The sequence below is a fragment of the Pseudoalteromonas sp. 1181_04 genome, from assembly GCF_052850545.1.
Map to the genome: position 1 here is coordinate 1 of NZ_VXCS01000045.1, position 19,017 is coordinate 19,017.

At 34.1% G+C, this 19,017-nt stretch carries 18 protein-coding genes and 1 pseudogene; 6 read left to right on the top strand and 13 right to left on the bottom strand.

The features are described 5' to 3' along the window. Positions 1 to 147: 147 nt before the first annotated feature. The 5 genes and pseudogenes from FW757_RS22365 to FW757_RS22385 form a co-directional block, all read right to left on the bottom strand. Complete coding sequence (locus FW757_RS22365) at positions 148 to 1,281, bottom strand: FAD-dependent monooxygenase (protein ID WP_446441722.1); 1,134 nt, start codon at positions 1,279 to 1,281, stop codon at positions 148 to 150. 484 nt (positions 1,282 to 1,765) lie between these two features. Next, entirely contained in the window at positions 1,766 to 2,716 is a 951-nt protein-coding gene (locus tag FW757_RS22370; protein ID WP_446441723.1) for a hypothetical protein, read from the bottom strand. A gap of 54 nt (positions 2,717 to 2,770) precedes the next feature. Next, entirely contained in the window at positions 2,771 to 3,478 is a 708-nt protein-coding gene (locus FW757_RS22375; RefSeq protein ID WP_182785318.1) for an EAL domain-containing protein, read from the bottom strand. A gap of 221 nt (positions 3,479 to 3,699) precedes the next feature. Next, positions 3,700 to 3,887, bottom strand: a pseudogene (locus tag FW757_RS22380) (IS3 family transposase); the annotation flags it as partial. Positions 3,888 to 4,236: 349 nt separating this feature from the next. After that, entirely contained in the window at positions 4,237 to 5,214 is a 978-nt protein-coding gene (locus tag FW757_RS22385) for a zinc-dependent alcohol dehydrogenase family protein (RefSeq protein ID WP_182785320.1), read from the bottom strand. Between the two features lie 151 nt (positions 5,215 to 5,365). Here FW757_RS22385 and FW757_RS22390 point away from each other — a divergent pair, with 151 nt between their 5' ends. The 5 genes from FW757_RS22390 to FW757_RS22410 all read left to right on the top strand — a co-directional run bounded on the left by FW757_RS22390 (position 5,366) and on the right by FW757_RS22410 (position 12,159). Then, on the top strand, positions 5,366 to 6,265 hold the full coding sequence (locus tag FW757_RS22390) for a LysR family transcriptional regulator (RefSeq protein ID WP_182785321.1): 900 nt from the start codon (positions 5,366 to 5,368) through the stop codon (positions 6,263 to 6,265). Between the two features lie 1,161 nt (positions 6,266 to 7,426). Further along, the gene (locus FW757_RS22395; protein ID WP_182785322.1) at positions 7,427 to 7,906 is read left to right on the top strand and encodes a CS1 type fimbrial major subunit; all 480 of its coding nucleotides are present in this window, start codon (positions 7,427 to 7,429) and stop codon (positions 7,904 to 7,906) included. Positions 7,907 to 7,923: 17 nt separating this feature from the next. After that, the gene (locus tag FW757_RS22400; protein WP_446441724.1) at positions 7,924 to 10,428 is read left to right on the top strand and encodes a hypothetical protein; all 2,505 of its coding nucleotides are present in this window, start codon (positions 7,924 to 7,926) and stop codon (positions 10,426 to 10,428) included. Further along, positions 10,421 to 11,068 carry a hypothetical protein gene (locus FW757_RS22405; RefSeq protein WP_182785324.1) on the top strand — a complete coding sequence of 216 codons (648 nt, stop codon included), beginning with the start codon at positions 10,421 to 10,423 and terminating at the stop codon, positions 11,066 to 11,068. Before FW757_RS22400 ends, FW757_RS22405 begins: the two co-directional genes overlap by 8 nt. Then, complete coding sequence (locus tag FW757_RS22410) at positions 11,068 to 12,159, top strand: hypothetical protein (protein WP_446441725.1); 1,092 nt, start codon at positions 11,068 to 11,070, stop codon at positions 12,157 to 12,159. Before FW757_RS22405 ends, FW757_RS22410 begins: the two co-directional genes overlap by 1 nt. A gap of 109 nt (positions 12,160 to 12,268) precedes the next feature. Here FW757_RS22410 and FW757_RS22415 read toward each other — a convergent pair whose 3' ends face one another. The 5 genes from FW757_RS22415 to FW757_RS22435 all read right to left on the bottom strand — a co-directional run bounded on the left by FW757_RS22415 (position 12,269) and on the right by FW757_RS22435 (position 15,459). Then, positions 12,269 to 12,775 (bottom strand): transposase, encoded by a 507-nt coding sequence (locus FW757_RS22415; protein WP_446441726.1) that lies wholly within the window; start codon positions 12,773 to 12,775, stop codon positions 12,269 to 12,271. A 204-nt stretch (positions 12,776 to 12,979) separates the two neighbouring features. Next, positions 12,980 to 13,282, bottom strand: a complete 303-nt coding sequence (locus tag FW757_RS22420; RefSeq protein ID WP_446441727.1) for a hypothetical protein — start codon at positions 13,280 to 13,282, stop codon at positions 12,980 to 12,982. A gap of 159 nt (positions 13,283 to 13,441) precedes the next feature. Further along, positions 13,442 to 14,113 (bottom strand): glutathione S-transferase N-terminal domain-containing protein, encoded by a 672-nt coding sequence (locus FW757_RS22425; protein WP_182759236.1) that lies wholly within the window; start codon positions 14,111 to 14,113, stop codon positions 13,442 to 13,444. A gap of 18 nt (positions 14,114 to 14,131) precedes the next feature. After that, on the bottom strand, positions 14,132 to 14,824 hold the full coding sequence (locus tag FW757_RS22430; RefSeq protein ID WP_182719140.1) for a glutathione binding-like protein: 693 nt from the start codon (positions 14,822 to 14,824) through the stop codon (positions 14,132 to 14,134). A 14-nt stretch (positions 14,825 to 14,838) separates the two neighbouring features. Beyond that, complete coding sequence (locus tag FW757_RS22435; protein WP_182719141.1) at positions 14,839 to 15,459, bottom strand: LysE family translocator; 621 nt, start codon at positions 15,457 to 15,459, stop codon at positions 14,839 to 14,841. A gap of 93 nt (positions 15,460 to 15,552) precedes the next feature. Here FW757_RS22435 and FW757_RS22440 point away from each other — a divergent pair, with 93 nt between their 5' ends. Next, a complete protein-coding gene (locus tag FW757_RS22440; RefSeq protein WP_077535644.1) occupies positions 15,553 to 16,431 on the top strand; it encodes a LysR family transcriptional regulator in 879 nt (292 codons plus the stop codon). A 128-nt stretch (positions 16,432 to 16,559) separates the two neighbouring features. Here the strand turns inward: FW757_RS22440 and FW757_RS22445 are convergent, their stop codons facing one another. The 3 genes from FW757_RS22445 to FW757_RS22455 all read right to left on the bottom strand — a co-directional run. Continuing rightward, on the bottom strand, positions 16,560 to 17,903 hold the full coding sequence (locus FW757_RS22445) for a hypothetical protein (RefSeq protein ID WP_446441728.1): 1,344 nt from the start codon (positions 17,901 to 17,903) through the stop codon (positions 16,560 to 16,562). A gap of 89 nt (positions 17,904 to 17,992) precedes the next feature. Beyond that, positions 17,993 to 18,598: a hypothetical protein gene (locus FW757_RS22450; RefSeq protein WP_446441729.1), complete on the bottom strand. Its 606-nt coding sequence runs from the start codon at positions 18,596 to 18,598 to the stop codon at positions 17,993 to 17,995. 126 nt (positions 18,599 to 18,724) lie between these two features. Next, a partial coding sequence (locus FW757_RS22455) for a hypothetical protein (protein ID WP_446441730.1) occupies positions 18,725 to 19,017 on the bottom strand: 293 nt, incomplete at its 5' end.

The following is a 19,017-nucleotide window of genomic DNA, read 5'->3' on the forward strand; positions in this document are numbered from 1 at the left end:
GGTCATAAGCATGCCTTCTTTAATTATTGCAATATAGTTATCGTTTAATGACACAAATAGGATAGTTTCTTAGATTCTGACCACCGCCTGGCTCTAAGTAAACAAGTAATGTAGTGGTCAATAAAATTTGCAGGACTTAACTTATTGCTATTTTTTAGTTAAATAGGGGTTTGTTGCCAATTTTATCCAACCGTAAACATTCAAAGGCCCTATATGTCGTATTATCATATTTCTAATAAAACGTATGATGAAGTTATCCATTTTTTTTATGTTTGCTAAAGGCTTGTCAGAATATTGAATAATCCATTCAATTCGTGCTTGGCGCGCTTTTTTATATTGCTCCAAATCTATCTTATTATGACTTAAAGCTTTTGATAACGATAATGCATCCTCAAAAGCAGCTGCAGCGCCTTGTTGTAAAAGTGGAGAACAAGCGTTGGCAGCATCTCCAATAAAAACAATACGATTTTTATAGAAACGAGCTTCAGTGACCGATTTTAATTCACCTGTAATAATATTTAATTCATTAATTGATTTTAAAATACTTCTAGCGGGTTCCGCATAAGATGAGAATATACGCTTAATATCCTTTTGTGTATCGCCACTTAATGTATAGAAACTATTATCTTGATGGATATGTGCGTAACAATATAACTCATCTTTACTTAATGGGTAAGCCATAAATAAATCAGAGTTGCCAAGCATGTAGGTCGGTTCTAGTTGATGATTAGACGCCTTAACAATGAAACGCCACCCCGTTATTTTATGATTGTATAAAGTTTTAGTACCTCTAAACTGTTGATCTCTTGACGGTGAATTAACGCCATCTGCAGCTATCATTAAATCATATTTTCCAGCAATTTCCGTATTAGAACACTCGACTACAACCCCATTTTTATGATTATTAGCAGAAGTGATTTCTGTGGAATAGTGAATTTTATTTTCTATCCCCTCAGCTAATATATGTATCAATTTATTCCTTTTTAAGGCTACAAATGAGTCATTACTAAAAGGATAGCCTGTTAAGTTGGCGCGACTGAGTAATTCTCCATTTGATTTGGTATAATTTATTTCCTTTACCTTATGCGAATTTTTCATTACTTGATCATAGACGCCTATTTCTTTTAGTGCTCTTAGTGCATTGAACGGTAAAGCAATACCTGCTCCAGTCGTATTAAGAGAGCCTTTTTTTTCTATAATCTTGTAGTCAATGCGCTTTTCTTCTAACAATCGAGCCATAGATAAGCCCGAGATCCCAGCACCTACAATAAGAATTTTCATCGTTTATTTATTTCCAGATTGATAGACTTTCCTACTTTAACTAAGTAGCCTCTGAGCCAGAGTAATATGCTTCATAAGCTACTCGCAGCTAAAACTATTAACTTTGCAAGAAAAAGCTTAGTGAATGTCACTTGTTATAAAAAACATGCCGCCTGATATTGTTCTTACGTCAATTCGTTAGCGCTAGCAAGCAAGTTGACATTCCAAAAAACAGCGTCTAACCAGCGTGAATATTCCAGCTTCCGCTAGGCACTAACTAAAAATCATTAATCTCTAACCAAAACATCGCTATTACGACTAATATAAAAATACAAATCGGATATCTTAGTAACGCGCTTACGAGCTTTGCAGGGGAGAAAGAGTTCTCACTTATACCCCGACCTTTAGAATAGCTACTTCATATACCTTGGTATGGAGTATCTTCATCATTTTAAAGCTAGAGGAGTTCTTACTAGTTTGATTACTGTTCGTTTGCAGGTGTTTTTTAAATCTCTTCCTTTTTAATTATTGGATCAACAAATGGTTTGTTAATGAATGTTTCATTAATAAATTTTTCGTTAAAATAGAATAATTTTGAACTAATTAAATCAATAACATTAATGCGGTACATTAACCACCTGTAATGATATTTTAAGTATTTCATTCCATGAGTACTTACAGGCCCTTTATGACAGACATCTCCACCGATAGCCTCATAAAAATTAGCTAACTCTGGATAAAAGCATTTAGCAAAAATATATTTAGGAAATTTATTCGACTCCAATATTAGATCATAAACAAGTTTGTTTTGATAATGAAATATATCCTTGCAACTAGCATGCATTGAAGTTATGTAAATAGAACCCTTTAAATCATCATCAGCAAAAGAGAGTTTGAAACCTAATTTTTCATTTATGACAGACAATGAGAAATCATCAGTTATTTGAAAAGAGATTAAGTGCCCAATGATATAGTTTTCGGGTGAATAGATTTCATGAAAATTTATATTACTTAGATTTTCATTTAACATTTGTAGATGTTCACTATCGCATGGTACGCCATGAATATCAGAATAATAAGCACTGTAGTGTTTTAAACGACTACTCGGTATTTTCTTACTAGATCGGACAGTAACTTTATTATGAGAAGAAACATTTAAATAAGGGTTATCACTACCCAAAAAATTATCTTTATATCTTTTTGATAAAAGAGACTCTAATTTAACTTTGTCGGGAGTAATAAAGGTATTTAAATCGTGTTTAAAGCCCATATATACCATTAGTAATACTTGTTTTTTTAACGAAGGCCTTGTTCTCTCATTCTCCCATCTAGAAAGTGTAATTTCATCTAGTAACTCAAATGAGGCTTCAACATCTAAACTCTGTATTTTTACAATAAAATCAAACTGAGTTAAGTTTTTTTCTATTCGATAGCGTTTTATATATTTACCTAACAAATTCCCTCCAATAAAGTTTTTAAAAGTTAACTTTAACGATAATTAACTACTACATTAAATAGAAATACCTTTACAAAAAAAGAAGCCCTGATACCCATAAATATATTGATGAGGTAAATTTTTATAGAGTTCATCTAACGTCTCAATTCGTTCGACTATAATACCTTTCTTGAAGTACTTATTATTTTCAAATGCGAAATTTCTAAGTAGATCTAATTCTAGTTTATTTTTTGACATGTCTACTTTTACATAGTCGTAATAACCTAACTTAAGCTCATTATACCTGAAATCACCAAATACATAGTCATAATCATCTAGAGCTAGTTTAATACCCCGCCCCTTCAGAAATGTTAACCCTTTAATAACATTACAGCACTTTCCACATTTATCTCTTTCAGTAATTTCAACGACTAACTCAAGCCCATTTAAAGAACAAACTAAGTTTAACTCTAATATTTGCGATAAAATTCTCACATCACATAAATTATTTCTTTCTAGGTTAAAAAATAAAGTACTAAATTTATTTAAATTTGTTGCATTTGTAATGTTATTAAAAGCAAAATCAAGACTAAATTGAGTAATAATTCCAAGATTTATTGCATTTAAATAGGTTTGAAGTTCAAGATTCGATTCTGCCCTTGAAAAATCAACTAACAGCTCTCCAGCCACCACTTTATTATTTATATCAACAATTTTTTGCACCTTATAATTAAGGTTTGAAGTATGTAATTTACTATTAAGTGATAGATGTAACTCTTGCATTAAAGAACATTGATATAAGATTGTGATGCTGCCCTAAAAACAATTCAATAATTCAATAATACAGGGTTTCTAACATATGAAATTAGCATTTAAAAATAATAAAAAAAAGAAATGCTAAGCCTTACCTCTCTTCAATAGATTATCATGATCGTCGCAGCACTCCTGTGTCAGGAGCTGTCTAATGAACATATTGATAACCAACGCTAAAACTGACCACAATACTAAGCAATATTCTTCAATTTAAATGCTTCTGGGTTAAATAGCCACTCGTACTACGTTTCCTTGTTTTGTTGCAATGAACTTCAATGTATTCAAATACAGCTTGCCGCATTGTTTTCTTATCCATAATTGACTGACCATGAATTGCCTTGACTTTCAATAAGTGGAAGAAACTCTCTGCGCGTGTATTGATATCACTGTCAATAAGACTAAGTATATAATCTATGTTCCAATAATTCCCTTTTGGCATACCATAACGCAGCTTTGAATCAACAAAATCGTTGTATTTGCTCATCTCGCAGCTGTTGTTACAATGCTCTCTGACTGACCAATTCACCGAATTTAAGTTATTAATAGAACCAGCTTCGCGACACCTTAAGTATCGAAGCAATACATGACACCCTCAATTTTCCTTGATGCGCTCGCAAGAATTTGTACCGCTTTATTTCTGATTCTTCGAGAAGTAGATAGCGATAGAATAATAATTACAAAATCGCTAATAACGCATTAACACTTTTATTGGGAAGTTAAATCGATATTTATGCTGTAAGTGTTATTTTACCAACAGCTTTTCCAGACTCAAGGTGGTCGTGTGCTTTAGAAACCTCCCAAATTGAGTAGTCACTTTCATCAATAATTGGGGTTATCTTGCCAGCATCAACCAGTTCAGCAATTTCAGTCAAAATTTGACCGTGTGATTCATGGTTGATGCCATGAACAAGTGGAATAAGCATGAGTACACTATGGAATGACAGGCTTTTCAAAGCGATTTGTAGTGGATCTTCAATCGGTAAAATTGTTGATACATGACCATTAAACTTAGCCGCTTCAAATGACTTTTGAATGTTTTTACCAGAAACAGTATCAAATATTTTGTCAAATCCAACACCGTTGGTATATTTAGCCACATAATTGGCTACTTTTTCTGTTGTATAATCAACTAAATTATCCGCACCAACGGTTTTTGCAAGTGCTCCGTTAGCAGGCGAATAAGTAGAAGTAACATTAGCGCCTAGCACTTTTGCTAATTGAACAGCGATATGGCCAACACCACCAGTAGCACCATGAATAAGAACATTATCACCTGCTTTAACATTCATTTTATGAACCAGTGCTTCATAAGAAGTTATTGATACTAACGGAAGTGCTGCTGCTTGTTTCATGGTTAGTGTTTTAGGTTTTTTAGCCATTAAACGTGCATCAACCAACATAAATTCAGCTAAAGCACCATCTACACCATTAACACCACCAGCCATACCATAAACTTCGTCACCAATGATAAAACCAGTGACACCTTCTCCTACTTCGCTAACAATACCCGCTACATCACCGTGTAGTACTTCTGGCAAATTAGCTGACCAAGGTAATTCAACAGAGCGTAGCATGGTATCAATTGGGTTTACACTTGTTGCTTTAACTTCCACTACCATATGTCCTTTTTTAGCCACGGGCTTTGCTTTTTCCACTAGCTGAAAAACTTCAGTTGTGCCGATTTCATTAATGATCATTGCTTTCATATTATGTGCTCTTCATTTGTATGTTCGTTTAAGTACGACCATTCTATTTGTTGTCAACAGAACAAGCCATTACCCAATTAACAAGTTACTTTTGTCTTTTAAGCAATGCGGTATTAGAATAACAAGAAACTTTATATAGGTAGAAACAGTTATGAGTTCACTAAATCGGTTATTGTATTTTAATTGTGTCGTTGAAACAGGGAGTATCTCACAAGCCAGTAGAATATTTGATGTACAGCCTTCTTCTATCTCAAGACAATTAGCCGTTCTTGAACAAGAACTAGGTGTACGCCTTTTAAATAAAACCACCAGGAATACTGGGTTAACAGAAGCTGGGCGTAAGTACTATGAATTTTCTCAGCGTATTGTATCGGAGTTTGATGAAGCCAAAAGAGCGGTAAATGATTTGCAAGAAAAGCCAAAAGGTAATCTCAAAATAAGTATGACCGTGGGTTTTGGCGAAAGTGTTGTACTACCACTTATCCCGAAGTTTATGTTGTTATATCCAGATATTGATATAAGGCTTGAGTTAACAGAACGAGTTGTCGATCTTGTCGAAGAAAATATCGATGTTGCCATTCGAAGCGGACGCTTATCTGATTCGACAATGATTGCTAAACGACTGGCATTCAACAATTTTTTATTATGTGCTAGCCCCCAATATTTAGCTAACAGGGGCACACCTCAATGCCCTAAAGATTTAGCCGAACATCAATGTATTAGATACAGCTATGCTCGCTGGAAAGATTGGTTTTTAATGGCAGAAACAAGAACAAAACTAGTCATTAACAATGCTATTTCAGTGAATTCAGTAAATGGCCAAAAGCAGCTAGTGATGAATCATACAGGGCTTACCTTAATGCCGTTATGGGCAATTAAAAATGAATTAGCTGATGGCTCTCTGAAGCATGTTATGCAGAACTATACCTTTAGCCCTTACGAAGAGCTAAGCGCTACCTACGCAATTTATTTAAAGCGAGATATGATTTCACCAAAGGCACGGGTTTTCTTAGATTTCTTAGTAGAAAATATTGCAAGTATTGATGTCTAGTTCTACTTCTACGTGTACAGCGGAGGTGTTGGTGTTACTACAGCTTATCACTATGAGCGCAATTGGCACTTTTGTGAAGCTTGGTTTTAATCAGTGAGCTCAATCACTCGGTTTAATTACTGATGATATTGCTTCAACTTCTTTGCTATTAATACCATTTTTCTATTGGCTACAGGTAAAAGCTCATAAGGATAGACTCAACAGGTGCAACCTCCTGAGATGAACAGCAGCCCTAAATTGACTATTTTGCAAAACTTAACAACGGCAAACCCTTCATTCTAGTGCTTCAAATACATTTTGTATTTGTCGTAGAAAGTTATTGACCGTAGGAGAGCATTGTAAATCTAACTCATAGGGCAAGTATTGAGTAGAACAATGCATAATAATTGCTGCCTATTTGCATATGCAATTTGAACGCGTTGGAATACAGAAAGTCAGCTACATTGATACTTACGAAGATTTAAGGCTAAACGGTTTAAAGAAGCTTAGATACAAGCAAGGTTATCAAGCTCATTAATAAACACTCATAGCTTTACCTTAGAGTAACAATCAAAATAAAAATAATTTAGAGTCACTATGCTTGACAACCGTTTTGAAGCATAGCTTAATATTTTCATAATTCGCATCAGTTTCGATATTGGCCTTCCCTTCAGAGTTATTTTTCAAGGGAAATGAGTCATCAGGATTTTCTGTGAATGTATAAATTATAAAATCAAGCTCTTCTTGTGATAGCAACTGCATACAGCCTATAAAATGGTATATTAAAATTTATTTTATATATTTTCTCCTCTTAATCGATTAGCACTTTTAAAACATATTTAATTTAGAATGCTATCCTGCAGTCCAACCATTTGAATAGTGACCATAATTTAAATGGTGGAGTGGATCACTTTTTGGTTGTTGTTGACACTACCTTGGAATGTTAATCAAGGCTAGACGCATTTGCTCAGACGCTTACCCTGAATCTTACCAAAACCGGTCCACTTAGTTGTCGCGAACTGGCCAAGTTAACGGCTGCCTAATACTTCACCATGAATTTTAAATGGTAATAGCATATTGTTTTTAAATGCATGTATAGATGCTATTCGGCTGAGTGGTTGACAGGTGTAAGATGTTTTTTTCACTTAATTGAAATTGGATTTATATATGTATAGAAAGTGTATGAAAATTGGACTTGTGGCAGCTTTGGCTTCTTGCTTTACTGTAAGTGCGGCAACTCAAGTTGTAACTGTTACGGCATCAGTTGATAGTAGTTTGACAGTAATTGATACCTCAGGATCGTGGGATGCTCCTATCGCAATGGCTGTTAATAGCGCAGGAAATGGGCTTCAAACAAAAAACATCAACTTAAATATGGTATCGAATAACTATAAGGATGTTCTAATTACATTACAAAGCTTCCCTAGCTTGACAGATTCTGTGAATGGAACATCTATTCCAATGACTTTTAAAATAGCGGATACCGCATTAGCACAAAACACACCTGTAACAATTGATAAAGATGCTTTGTACAATACTACTGAAGGTGCAATTACTAGCGCTAAAGATATTACTTTATCAATAGAAAGTGCGTCAACTACTGCGCTAGCTTCGGGTCAGTATAGAGGCTCTTTTACATTCGATTTTTCTATCGCTCCATAAATTTGTAAAGGTTCACAATGATTGGTGATTGTAGCAATGTTGAGCATGAAACATACTATTTTATAAAAGAATGTTTATATCGACAATCTAATACCGAATATAACGATGTAAGAGGCTACATTCACCATCATTTTCCGAGTTTTGTTATTGATGATGGCCTAACTAATAATGAAAGTTTAGATCTTGATAAAGAAAGAGATGAAAGAAAAAATACAGACGATTATAAAAGTTTTGATGTGAACCCACCAGACTGGTTCAGTGTGGATGAAATTGAATTTGAACCGTATCAAATGTACATAAATAACACGAAATCATCCGTTGTGTATGTAAAAAAAAATAATAATAAAATAATATTTAAAGAAAAACTAAGATCAGAAAAATTAGAACAAATATTCAAAAATAATGAAGTTGAATATAATGATTTCATACTAAAAGCAGCTAGCAGTGGAATTGAGATTGATAAACCAATTAGATATACCAATATATCAATCGCTGTTAGCTATGATGATAAATTTATTTATATACGCTCAAAAAAATACTCAAAGGATGAAGTGTATTCGTATGGAGTAAATACAGGGATATCACATTGGCATTATGCAAAGTTAAATTATCAATCTGGAGGAGAAGAAGATATATCTTTAAGAGGTCAGGATAGTTATAAAACAAAATATGGACTGTTAATAGCTGAGTATGATGTAGACAATAAAAGAAAGAATGACCCTTTTAAATTTGATAACTTGTCATATCTCCTTAAACCTATACTTAATAATAAACTGCAGTTAGCCTTTTCATATATTAATGATAATGGGTACAACAATCCTGCCAATGGAATAGGTAGAACCTATTTTATAAAACGTAATACTTTTTTTGGCTTGGAATTATATAACTTTAGCTTATTTGATTATGATTATAATGCAAGAAAGTCCGAAGGTAATTTACTCGTTTACTCTAAGGATTATTCTTTAGCCACCATATCTTCAAATGAAAGAAAGATATTAAGTATACAACTTTCACCTGGGTTTAATGAAGTCGATGATAGATTGTTAAGTGCGGGATACAGCAGGTTAGTCATAGAAAAAGAATACTCTAACGGCGAAAAAGAAACAGAGATAAAAGAATATTTTAAAAAAAGCATTAGTAAGAACAAAGTAAATACTTTCTTTGCTAAAGTTATGGTTGGCCGTAATTATTATAGAGATAATTATTATGACTCACTTGGTTTTAACGGCTTATATGTTAGCTCTTTAGGTAATTTTCATCTTAACTCATTCTATATTCCAAATAAAGGGGCTGCAAGTGAACTTGTTTATTCTATGAATGGAATTGATATTCAATCAGTCATAAGTAGTAAAGGAGATTTTGCTCTTGGATCGCAGTTTAGATTCAAAATTTTGGATGACTTATTTGTATATGCTTCTGCTTATAAAGTTGAATTAAATGATTGTAAAAAAGAGTCTATTTTTCTAAATCGTAAGTGTGGAACCAATTTATCCGGAAGCCTTACTTATTCACTTCCTGGAGCACTTAATGCAACTTATACATATACAGATTACAAGTCAGAAAGCTTGGGGGTTAACTATGATAGCAATCGATTCTCTTTAAGTAAAAGCTTTAATTTTAATCGATTCGTAATTAGCTTTAACGCTAATTACGAGTCGAAAAATTATGATTCAATATATAATAGTAAAATGACTAGTTTTAATGCTGGAATAAACTTTAGCTATGGATATAAATCAAATTCTTACTCCTACTCATCTTCGATACATAATAGTAATAAAACTAACAAACAGGGTAGTAGTAACGTCTTATCTTTTGCTAAAAATGATAAGGACTATAACATGAATTTTAGGGTTTCAAAATATAATCAAGGTGAATTTTCATCAAGCTTATACGCGGGTTATAACTCACCATACGGTGCATTTAGATTAAATACTAATTATGGGGTTATTAATAATATAGGGATAAGTCATGAATATGTGGCAGCAATTAATGATAAAAGCTATAGCCTGAAAAGTGTAAACACACTACGTTCTGACGCAGGACTTATATTTGACATGAGAAATATACCAGAAGGAAGTGATTTCCGATTAAATATTAAAGGTTCTGCAAGAAGTAATGTAAAAATAAGCTCATCAGAAACTAGTTTTTATCAAATAAAACCGGGGAACTACAAGATAATGGTTGAAGATGATTATCTATCAGATAATGGGATTTTTACTGTTAAGGTTAAAGATGATAGTGTGGATGTTTTTAAAGGTGATATTAAAACAATACAATTTTCATACGAAAAAACTATAGTGATTGGATTTAAAATTAAAGGTTACCAAAAAATAAATATAGAAGGTTGTACGGTATCAAATGTAGGTGATGAAAATTATGAGGCTACTTGTTTGTCAGATGAATTTCTTACCAAAGGATTTATTGATATTAACAATGACGACCTACCGTTACGTTGCACTTTTAATAACCACAATAATTACAACAATATATATTACAGCCTTGGAGAGTTGACTTGTGATTAGAACAATATTTTTTTTTACATTTTTCTATTTATTATCCCCTTTAAATAGTTTTGCGATATCCGTATCCCCAATGGAAATATACGGAAATGAAAATGACCTAGTTACTAAAAGTATCAAGGTAACTAATTCCTCAAAATACACTGAATATGTTCGTGCCTTAGTATATGAAATAGTGAACCCTGGAACCCCAGAACAACGTGAAGTGTCAGTTGATAATAGTGAAATCTTATCATTTAGTATTTTCCCTAGGAAAATAATATTAAGCGCAGGTGAAAGTAAAAGTGTAAGGCTACTATATTCTAGAAATGAAAATGTTATAGCTGAAAAACTATACAGGGTTAGGTTTATACCTACATCAGAATTTTCCGTAGGCGTTACAGTAAAGTTATCATACGGCGTTTTAGTTAGAGTGCTGCCCCTTGAACTAAATTATAATTACAAAACTTATAGTGATGGGAAAGTAGACTTCATTGAAAACTCAGGGAATGTCAGAGTGCATATTAAGAACAAGTGTAAGGCTGATATTGACAATAAAAGTAAGCAAGAATTTAGGCTTTACCCCGGTAGTAAGTTTGCAATAAATAAATTGTGTTCTATTTCAGACTTCGAGATAAAGAACGACGCAGGGAAGATAATTTAATGAAAACAATAGTGTGTTTGTTTGTCATTTATTTTTCTATGATAGGTTATGCAGCTGCCAGCTTTGAAAGAGGAGTGCATTTATCTCATACATTTAATAATGTTCACTTAGATCCTGATTCAGCAGGCCATCAATATATTTCTAGTTGGAGGCCAAGTGAATCCATAGTATGTCGGAGCGAGGACAGCATGAGTGATTGCGGTCAAGACTTATTCCGAAACAGCAATGCCTTACTTGTTATTAGTAATTACGACTCTAGATCGCCAGCTTGGTCTGCAAGTTCTAAATCACATGTTATGAATATCCCGATAATTAATCAAGAAACAGGGACTTTCTATAACGTTAAACTATTGTGTGATATTAGTAATGGAGTGAGAAACAGAGGGTGTTATGCTGGTGTCGCATCATATTCAAATGGTGGTAGAATTATTTCTTTATACTTAGATAAGGCTAGCTTTTCAGATGTTCCTGACGGTATCTACTCATCTTCTAGTGTAGGTATAAGCGCAACAGATTGGCACTCTTCTTATCTTATATTTACTGCCTCATTTAATATAAATATCATAGTTAACAGGAGCTCCAGTGAGCAACCTGTAAATGTAACAACTTTGCATCCAATACAGGGAAATACACTGCCGATAATTTTTAATAAAGTAAGTGTAAATGAGGAATATGGAATAGGAAGTTTAGACTTTTGTCTAGAAACCGATGACTATTCTAGTCTAGATATGTTTATAGTAACAGATGCTCCCTATATTAGTCTCTACGGACAAAGAAGGGACCTCGCAAAGTTTCAGTTGACCAATATCGAAGGCTCTACAGAGCAGTCAAAAAGGGTCATAGAATACACCGTGGAGTCCCAAACCTTAGGACTTATTGGAGCTGGCAGCTGTTCTTCTAATAATACTCGATTTTGTCAAGCCATTATAAAAAATATAGATTTTGAAGGTTTAGCGACTTCTGACTCACCAGGAGGTGGGGGGTGTAAAAGATTTGATTTGAGAATTAAAACAGACGTGTTTAATACCCAAGAAAAACTATCTGGAGAATATACTAGCAGTTTCTATATAAATATAGATAAGGGAACCTAATAGTGTTAAAAGTAATCTGTATTGCGGAGTTTTTCAAGTTAGTTGTCGCATCAAATTAAATTTTATGCGACAACTAACTTGAAAAACTCCGGTCGCTCAGCCAGTGTTGTTAATCGTCCTCGTTGAAACCCCAGAGTGCATCCGCTTTTTTTTTGAGAACAAGCAGAGCGGCTGTTTCAGCTAAGGCTTTATCTTTACGATTAAGCTCTTTTTGCAGTTGTTTTATTTCTTGCTTTAACTGTTTACTGTCTAATTTAGCTAGTTTCGTTGTAGGTCCTTGGGCAAAGTCTTGCTTCCACTGCTTAATATGATGCGGATAAAGCCCTTTACTACGACAGTATTCATTAATGGCTGCTTCATCTAAATGGCCACAGTCAATAATCGCGCTGAGTCTTTCTTCTAAACTCCAGTCTTGTGGTCGTTTTTCTGCTGTCATTTGGCTACCCGTCTGGTGTGTTTCAAGTTGATGTTTTTTTGCGAGTGCTATCCAACGTTGTAACGTTGAATAACCGACACCTAAATCATCTGCAATATCTTCTAGACGAACATCATCACATTGAGATAATGCTTTTTCAACCGCTTGAACTTTAAATTCTTGTGTAAATCGACGTCTCATTTTTATCTGCCTCTATTAAAAGTTAGAGGCGACAACTATCCTGACACAGGGGGATCCACACAGTAATTTAAAATCTCAAATACGGGTTAGTAACCTTTATTTGAGGTTGATTTAGGTAAAATTTATATATGTCTGTGTATGTATAACAGTAAAGTACTTTCCAATTGATAAGTGGTACAGCTAAACTATCAGGGGTGGTTAAAGTTAATACTTTTCAAATGGCTTAGCAAACACTTGATATTCATCTGAATAAACTATTTTTCCAGGTCTTTCTGTTCTGATTTTTTCAACTACGATACCTTTACTTTCTAGCAATACAACAAATTCTCTAACCTTAGAAATATGTTTTTTGGCCGATATTTTGAACCAACTTATGAAAATATCAGCTTTTCTAAGTTTTTGAGCATTCAAATAATCCAATGGCGATTCTAGGTGGTTGTTAAACCACTCCATAATGCTCTCTGCTTGTTCCAACTCATAATCCAAAAATTTATTATCATCTTTCATATACCTAACAGCAAGAAATAGACCTAGACGCTGATTTGACTCATGACAAAATTCGTTAATTACAAAGCGGATATACATATTACATTCCACAAAACTTTTATTGCAGAGCAAATCATTACTCCAGTCCCTTTTCTAAGGTTAATTTTTAAAGACATTACGTTAACTTGAAGGTGCACTATATCGATTTGAAAGCTCGACATACCATTCTCTAGTCTTTTCTGGAAGTTCATGATGACTGAAAGGTTCGCTCGTTTGAAGTAGCCACTTCAAGCTACCAAAAATGATGAAATCAGCATATGTTGGATTTAAACCGCCTACAAACCTTGCTCTTGTGAGGTACTTTTCTAAAACCAATAATTTTTTTAGTAAACTAGATGTAGCTTCAGCACTTTTGCTTTCTTGTACATCTTCAAGAGGCATTGAGAAAAGAGCTTCTCTTGATTTTCTAAAATATGCTTTATCTTTATCTTGTAATTTTTTGTAAATGTCAAAAATTGCAATCTGTGCGATATCAGAATGAAGCGAGTTAGACCACGCTTCAATAAATCTAAAGGTTTGTTTTGAATCTTCATTTGGAAAAAGTAAAGGTGTATCTGGGTAAGTTTTGTCCAGATAGACAGCAATATCATATGAATCATTAATAGCATTGTTGTTATCTGATATTACTGGCACCGTTTTAAATAGCCCTTTACTGATGTTTTTAATGTCCGTGAAAGCTACTTCTTCGCATTCAAAATTCACCCCTTTAAAACTTAACGCCATTCTTATACGCCAACAATAAGGACTAAAAATAACCCCATTTTTTCCTGCTAATTCATACAATTTAATCATGTTGTTCTCCTAAATAAATCACTTAACATGCGATTGATTAAAAAGTAGGTGCGACGCCTTTTCATTAACCGTAGGTTGGGTATTAATTCTACTTGCCACCTCAAAAGCTTTAATTGTTGACGGTCTCGTTTTGATATTATTTAACCAGCGCTTAAGGTTACTAAACTTCTCAATATCAATACTTTGAAAAGCATGTATTCTTATCCAAGGGTAACACGCGATATCAGCAATTGAATAAAAGTTACCAGCTAAATATTCAGTTTGCGCCAGTTGCTTGTCCATAACACTATAAAGACGATTCGTCTCATTTTGATAGCGGTTAATTGCATAAGGTACTTGCTCAGAAGCATAATGTATAAAATGATGATTCTGTCCAGCCATAGGGCCAAGTCCGGCTACTTGCCAAGCTAACCATTGTAAGACTTTATATTTATCAGTGAGAGATTCACCGATTAATTTCCCTGATTTTTCAGCTAAATATTGCAAAATAGCGCCTGATTCAAAAATGCTGATTGGTTTAAAAGTATTGAATGGGGCGTTATCGATTATTGCTGGTATTCTTTGGTTGGGGCTCAATTCGCTGAACTCAGGTGAAAACTGCTCCCCTTTAGATATATCTATTGGATATAAATTGTAATCCAAACCTAGCTCTTCAAGTGCCATCGTAATTTTATGACCATTGGGCGTAGTCCAGTAATATAAATCAATCATAGTGATACCTTAAGTTATTGAGTAATGCTTGTTAAAAATTGATTAAACATAAACAAAGCGAAGATAAAAAAAGTAAATGCTGATAGTCGATTGAAGTAATTTGCGAACTTGTCAATGCCTATTGTTTTAGTTAAGTAGTTAAAACTAAAATAATAGAAGCAATGAACAAGTAATACATTTAAAGCAAAAATACTTGTTAATAGTGTTGCTATACCCGCAGAAATATAATTTTCTTGCATGTATGTAGGAAAGATGAATATAAAAAAAGCAAGTGCTTTTGGATTCAGTAGACTGATGACTAGGCCGTGAAAAAAATGTTTTTTCTGTTCATTGCTCAAACTATTTTTATATTTAAATGCCTTAAGATTATTTGCTGCCAAATATAAAAAATAAAAAGCTCCTGCAAGATTAAGAACCTTAAATGCGCCGCCAACGGCTTCTGTTGTAAACATGATTAACAACGTTGCAAAGAAACCTACTATTAATATTCCTGTTGCAACACCCAGAACCCCCTTCAGTACATCTTGTGAATTTGCATTAAACACATTGTGAATTGTAAATAACACAGCTGGACCTGGACTAAGCACAGTCAGGAATGACACTAATGCAAAGCTAATTAAGTGGTAAGTTTCCATATTGACTCCATTTGATTTACGAGCCCATTTTATACTGCTAGGATAAAATCACTAACCCACTTTTGATTAAAACAGTTTAAACCTGAGGTTTACATGGACAGATTAAAAGCTATTGAGATTTTCATTTCTGTTTGCAAGGAAAAAAACTTTTCGAAAGTCGCAACGAAATTTGATATTTCCACAACAATGGTAAGCAAATACGTGAATTTTCTAGAAAAGGAAGTAAATATTAAACTACTTAATAGAAGTACTAGAGGACAAAACATAACAGAAGCTGGTGAGGTGTATCTAAACAAAGCTAAAGCGTTACAAAAGCAATATAGAGATTTAGTTCTTTCAATGGATGATTTTACAAAAGAGCCTGAAGGTTTGATTAACGTGAATGCTCCGCACAACTTTGGTACTCATGTATTAACAACAATCATTGCCGACTTTTTAGAGGCCAACCCCGCAATAAGAATAGACCTTACATTATCCGATTCTTTAACTGACGTTGTTTTAGACAATTATGATATCGTTTTCAGAGTCGGAGATTTGAAAGACGCTTCTTACATCTCAAAGAGAGTTTTTTCCCAACAACTTATTTTTTGTGCTTCACCAAAATACCTAAAAACTAACGGTCCCCCAAAAAATATAACGGATTTAGAAAATCATCATTTTTTAGGCTTTAAACCTTGGTTTGATAGCTCTAATTTTAAAAAGGAGTTTAGAATTGACCTCTTACATTTACAAACCAGTAGATTCATTAGTAATAATGGTAGTGCACTAAAAAATGCAGCACTCAAGGGGATTGGCATTATTCTTCAACCCTATCATTTGCTTGAAGAAAGCATCCAATCTGGAGAACTCATTAGAGTACTTGAAGGGTGTCAACCAAAAGTTAGAAATGTCCACCTTCTTTATGCAGACAAAAAACAACCGTTAAAAGTTAGGAAGTTCATAGATTTTGTTTCAGAAAATTTAACTAACTAAGGTAAAGCATTATGCAGATCTCTATTACAGTTTGCTTTAGAGTATTTACGTTAAATTATTTTGGGGGCATAAACAATTTAGATCCGAATGACGGCTCTGTGCCATTTCCGGACGTTCGTAACGCTTTGTTATAACCCGTTTGATGCTTCGGGGTAATATACAGTACCAGTCTCGCCTGATTTAATTCGATTTAACCAGTCATGGTAAACGTGCGGATATAAATGCTGTCTAGCCACACCTAGCCCTTTAAGGGCGCTTTCTAAATTAACTACCTTTTCAAGCTTATCATCCATATGTGCTTCCATATCATAATCAATACGTTTACTAGGCTCTGCTTTATCGCCGTCCGATAAGAAAAAATCTGGAAGTTCAAGAGTGTTTAAATCGTCAAAATACCAGTTTTTATCTTTGAATTGATCTGCTAGTTTTTTGGCTAAATACGCTCCTTTTTCATTTAGAAGCTCTGACCCCAATTCAAACTCCAACTTATATTGAAGTAATAACGACGATTTAACATCCTCAATTGACTTATTTTTACTTTGATAAATCTTTAATAAAACTCCTTCCATTTCTTCTAACGTTGTCGAATTAGTGATCCTTTTAGTCGTTTCTGAATGCATTGCCAAACACAGCAGCAAAGCTAGGCAAAGTGTACTACGGTGCATGCCTCTCGACATTTCCATTTTCAAAGCGCTAATTAACTCTTGTGGCGCACCAGAGAATATATGACTTAAAATATATTCAGGGAATGAACCAATAAAAAAGGTAGGGGCATTTAGAGAAAACCTTGAAATAAGGATCATTATCAATAGCTTTTGACGTAATTTCAACTCAGGAAACAGCTGATTTATCAACGCAAGAAAGCAAGAGTATTCACTGCCACTAAGAGAATTTATATCTTCATTAACCTGCGCGACTAACAAATTTGAAGATACTAAATCATCTTCATATAAATCACATGATATTAACTGCTCTTGTGAGTATGCATGCCCTTCAAGCAGAGAAAGCATTGTGATTGGCGTTGACTGAATTACGCCATCATATTCATTTAAATAATGTATATGAACAAACACGCCACACTGTTCGTCATGCTCAAGTGAATACTTTAATTTAAGAAAGTTTTGAGCTGTATTTGGGTTTTGTAGCAGTTTGGAATGCATCTGAATCTCTGCATCATTTAAAGAGATTACTTTTAAATACGCTTCAGTTGGGTTATTAAACCAATTATACATTCTACAGGTGTATTCCATCCCCCACAGAGTTGAAGTACCATCTAATAAATGAGTAGATTCGTGTTTATACGTTTTAAATATCTCAAGTTCAGTATTACTAAGAGTATTGAGGTTCTTTGTGTTGATTATTCTTTCAATATCTTCAACGGACTTACCATTACCCTTATTGTTAATTTCAATTTGCTGTAAGCCAAAATCATACTGCCCTAAGGTTTGATCTTTAAAAATACATCTACTCAAAATTACTCCGACATGACAGAGGGTTATAAAGCTCAAAGCAGCTGCGCGGTACGCGTCAAATGCCTTTGTTTGTTATACGAATTCTCACCTTAGCCAACAACATTTAGCAAGCTATTTAATAACGTAGAAAGCAGCCAACCTATAAAACCACCAACCAGCAAGCCGGGAACTTGATTTTTTAGCTTACTTTTTTCTTTTAGCTCTTCACTTAAATAATCTACTTTTTCGGACTGCTTAGTAATTTGCTCTGAGATCATATTTATTAACGACGAATCGATTCCTAACCCTAACTTTTCGATAAGCTGCCTTTCAGGAATCAGTGTCGGTTTTCCACTTTTCATCACATAAGGGCTACCATCGGCAAACGCCAGAGATTCACTCTTCCCAATCTCAAGCAAATAAATGTTCTGAAATCTTACCTGATGATTACTACATTTTATCTCAACGCCTTCAAGAAGCTGCAAGCAGTTTTCAACCAGTTCACTAGCTACATTTTGAAAACCAGATCCGTAGCCTTTCTCCGAATATGCCCCTAGTAATATATAGCCGCCATTGTCATTTGCTATGGCTGACACGTAATTAGCAAGCTCTGCAGGACTTACAGATGCGGGTAAAATTAACTGATCCACATCATTAGCGGTTTCTATAAACCTTGAGGCCCAATCTTGGATTGACGTGTCTACAATTTTTAGCATTCAAAATCCTAATATGAAAGTCTACTGATTTGATTGAATTGAAGACCTACTCGCAATTCGTATAACGCCAAATTAAGCAGCGTTGCCCGCTCTTGGCAATGTCCGCTTTAATTTTTTTGTTATGTTTCATAGCCATTCAAGTCCCGAACAAACTTTACTAGCATATTCTTTAGCTTCCTCTAATGTGAAATAGTCTCCACCATGGAAGGGGCTTTTATTTAAATATTCGCCCACACGAACTCCATAAAATATGCCAAATTGGTCGTCTCTAATATCAGCACAGTCTTGATAATCTCCTGAACCAGCTTTGAAGTTACTTTTAACGATTACAACGTCTTTTAAAACAACGTCCGCATACTTCCAAGTACCTCGCAAAATAACTTCTTCAGTTATATTAGACAAAACAACCTCTTGAAACA

Excerpts from the sequence above, each read along its gene's own strand:
- FW757_RS22430 (WP_182719140.1), bottom strand. The coding sequence starts at position 14,824 with ATGATTGATTTATATTACTGGACTACGCCCAATGGTCATAAAATTACG.
- FW757_RS22440 (WP_077535644.1), top strand. The coding sequence starts at position 15,553 with ATGGACAGATTAAAAGCTATTGAGATTTTCATTTCTGTTTGCAAGGAA.
- FW757_RS22390 (WP_182785321.1), top strand. The coding sequence starts at position 5,366 with ATGAGTTCACTAAATCGGTTATTGTATTTTAATTGTGTCGTTGAAACA.
- FW757_RS22435 (WP_182719141.1), bottom strand. The coding sequence starts at position 15,459 with ATGGAAACTTACCACTTAATTAGCTTTGCATTAGTGTCATTCCTGACT.
- FW757_RS22375 (WP_182785318.1), bottom strand. The coding sequence starts at position 3,478 with ATGCAAGAGTTACATCTATCACTTAATAGTAAATTACATACTTCAAAC.
- FW757_RS22415 (WP_446441726.1), bottom strand. The coding sequence starts at position 12,775 with ATGAGACGTCGATTTACACAAGAATTTAAAGTTCAAGCGGTTGAAAAA.
- FW757_RS22425 (WP_182759236.1), bottom strand. The coding sequence starts at position 14,113 with ATGATTAAATTGTATGAATTAGCAGGAAAAAATGGGGTTATTTTTAGT.
- FW757_RS22420 (WP_446441727.1), bottom strand. The coding sequence starts at position 13,282 with ATGAAAGATGATAATAAATTTTTGGATTATGAGTTGGAACAAGCAGAG.
- FW757_RS22365 (WP_446441722.1), bottom strand. The coding sequence starts at position 1,281 with ATGAAAATTCTTATTGTAGGTGCTGGGATCTCGGGCTTATCTATGGCT.
- FW757_RS22385 (WP_182785320.1), bottom strand. The coding sequence starts at position 5,214 with ATGAAAGCAATGATCATTAATGAAATCGGCACAACTGAAGTTTTTCAG.
- FW757_RS22450 (WP_446441729.1), bottom strand. The coding sequence starts at position 18,598 with ATGCTAAAAATTGTAGACACGTCAATCCAAGATTGGGCCTCAAGGTTT.
- FW757_RS22395 (WP_182785322.1), top strand. The coding sequence starts at position 7,427 with ATGAAAATTGGACTTGTGGCAGCTTTGGCTTCTTGCTTTACTGTAAGT.
- FW757_RS22400 (WP_446441724.1), top strand. The coding sequence starts at position 7,924 with ATGATTGGTGATTGTAGCAATGTTGAGCATGAAACATACTATTTTATA.
- FW757_RS22410 (WP_446441725.1), top strand. The coding sequence starts at position 11,068 with ATGAAAACAATAGTGTGTTTGTTTGTCATTTATTTTTCTATGATAGGT.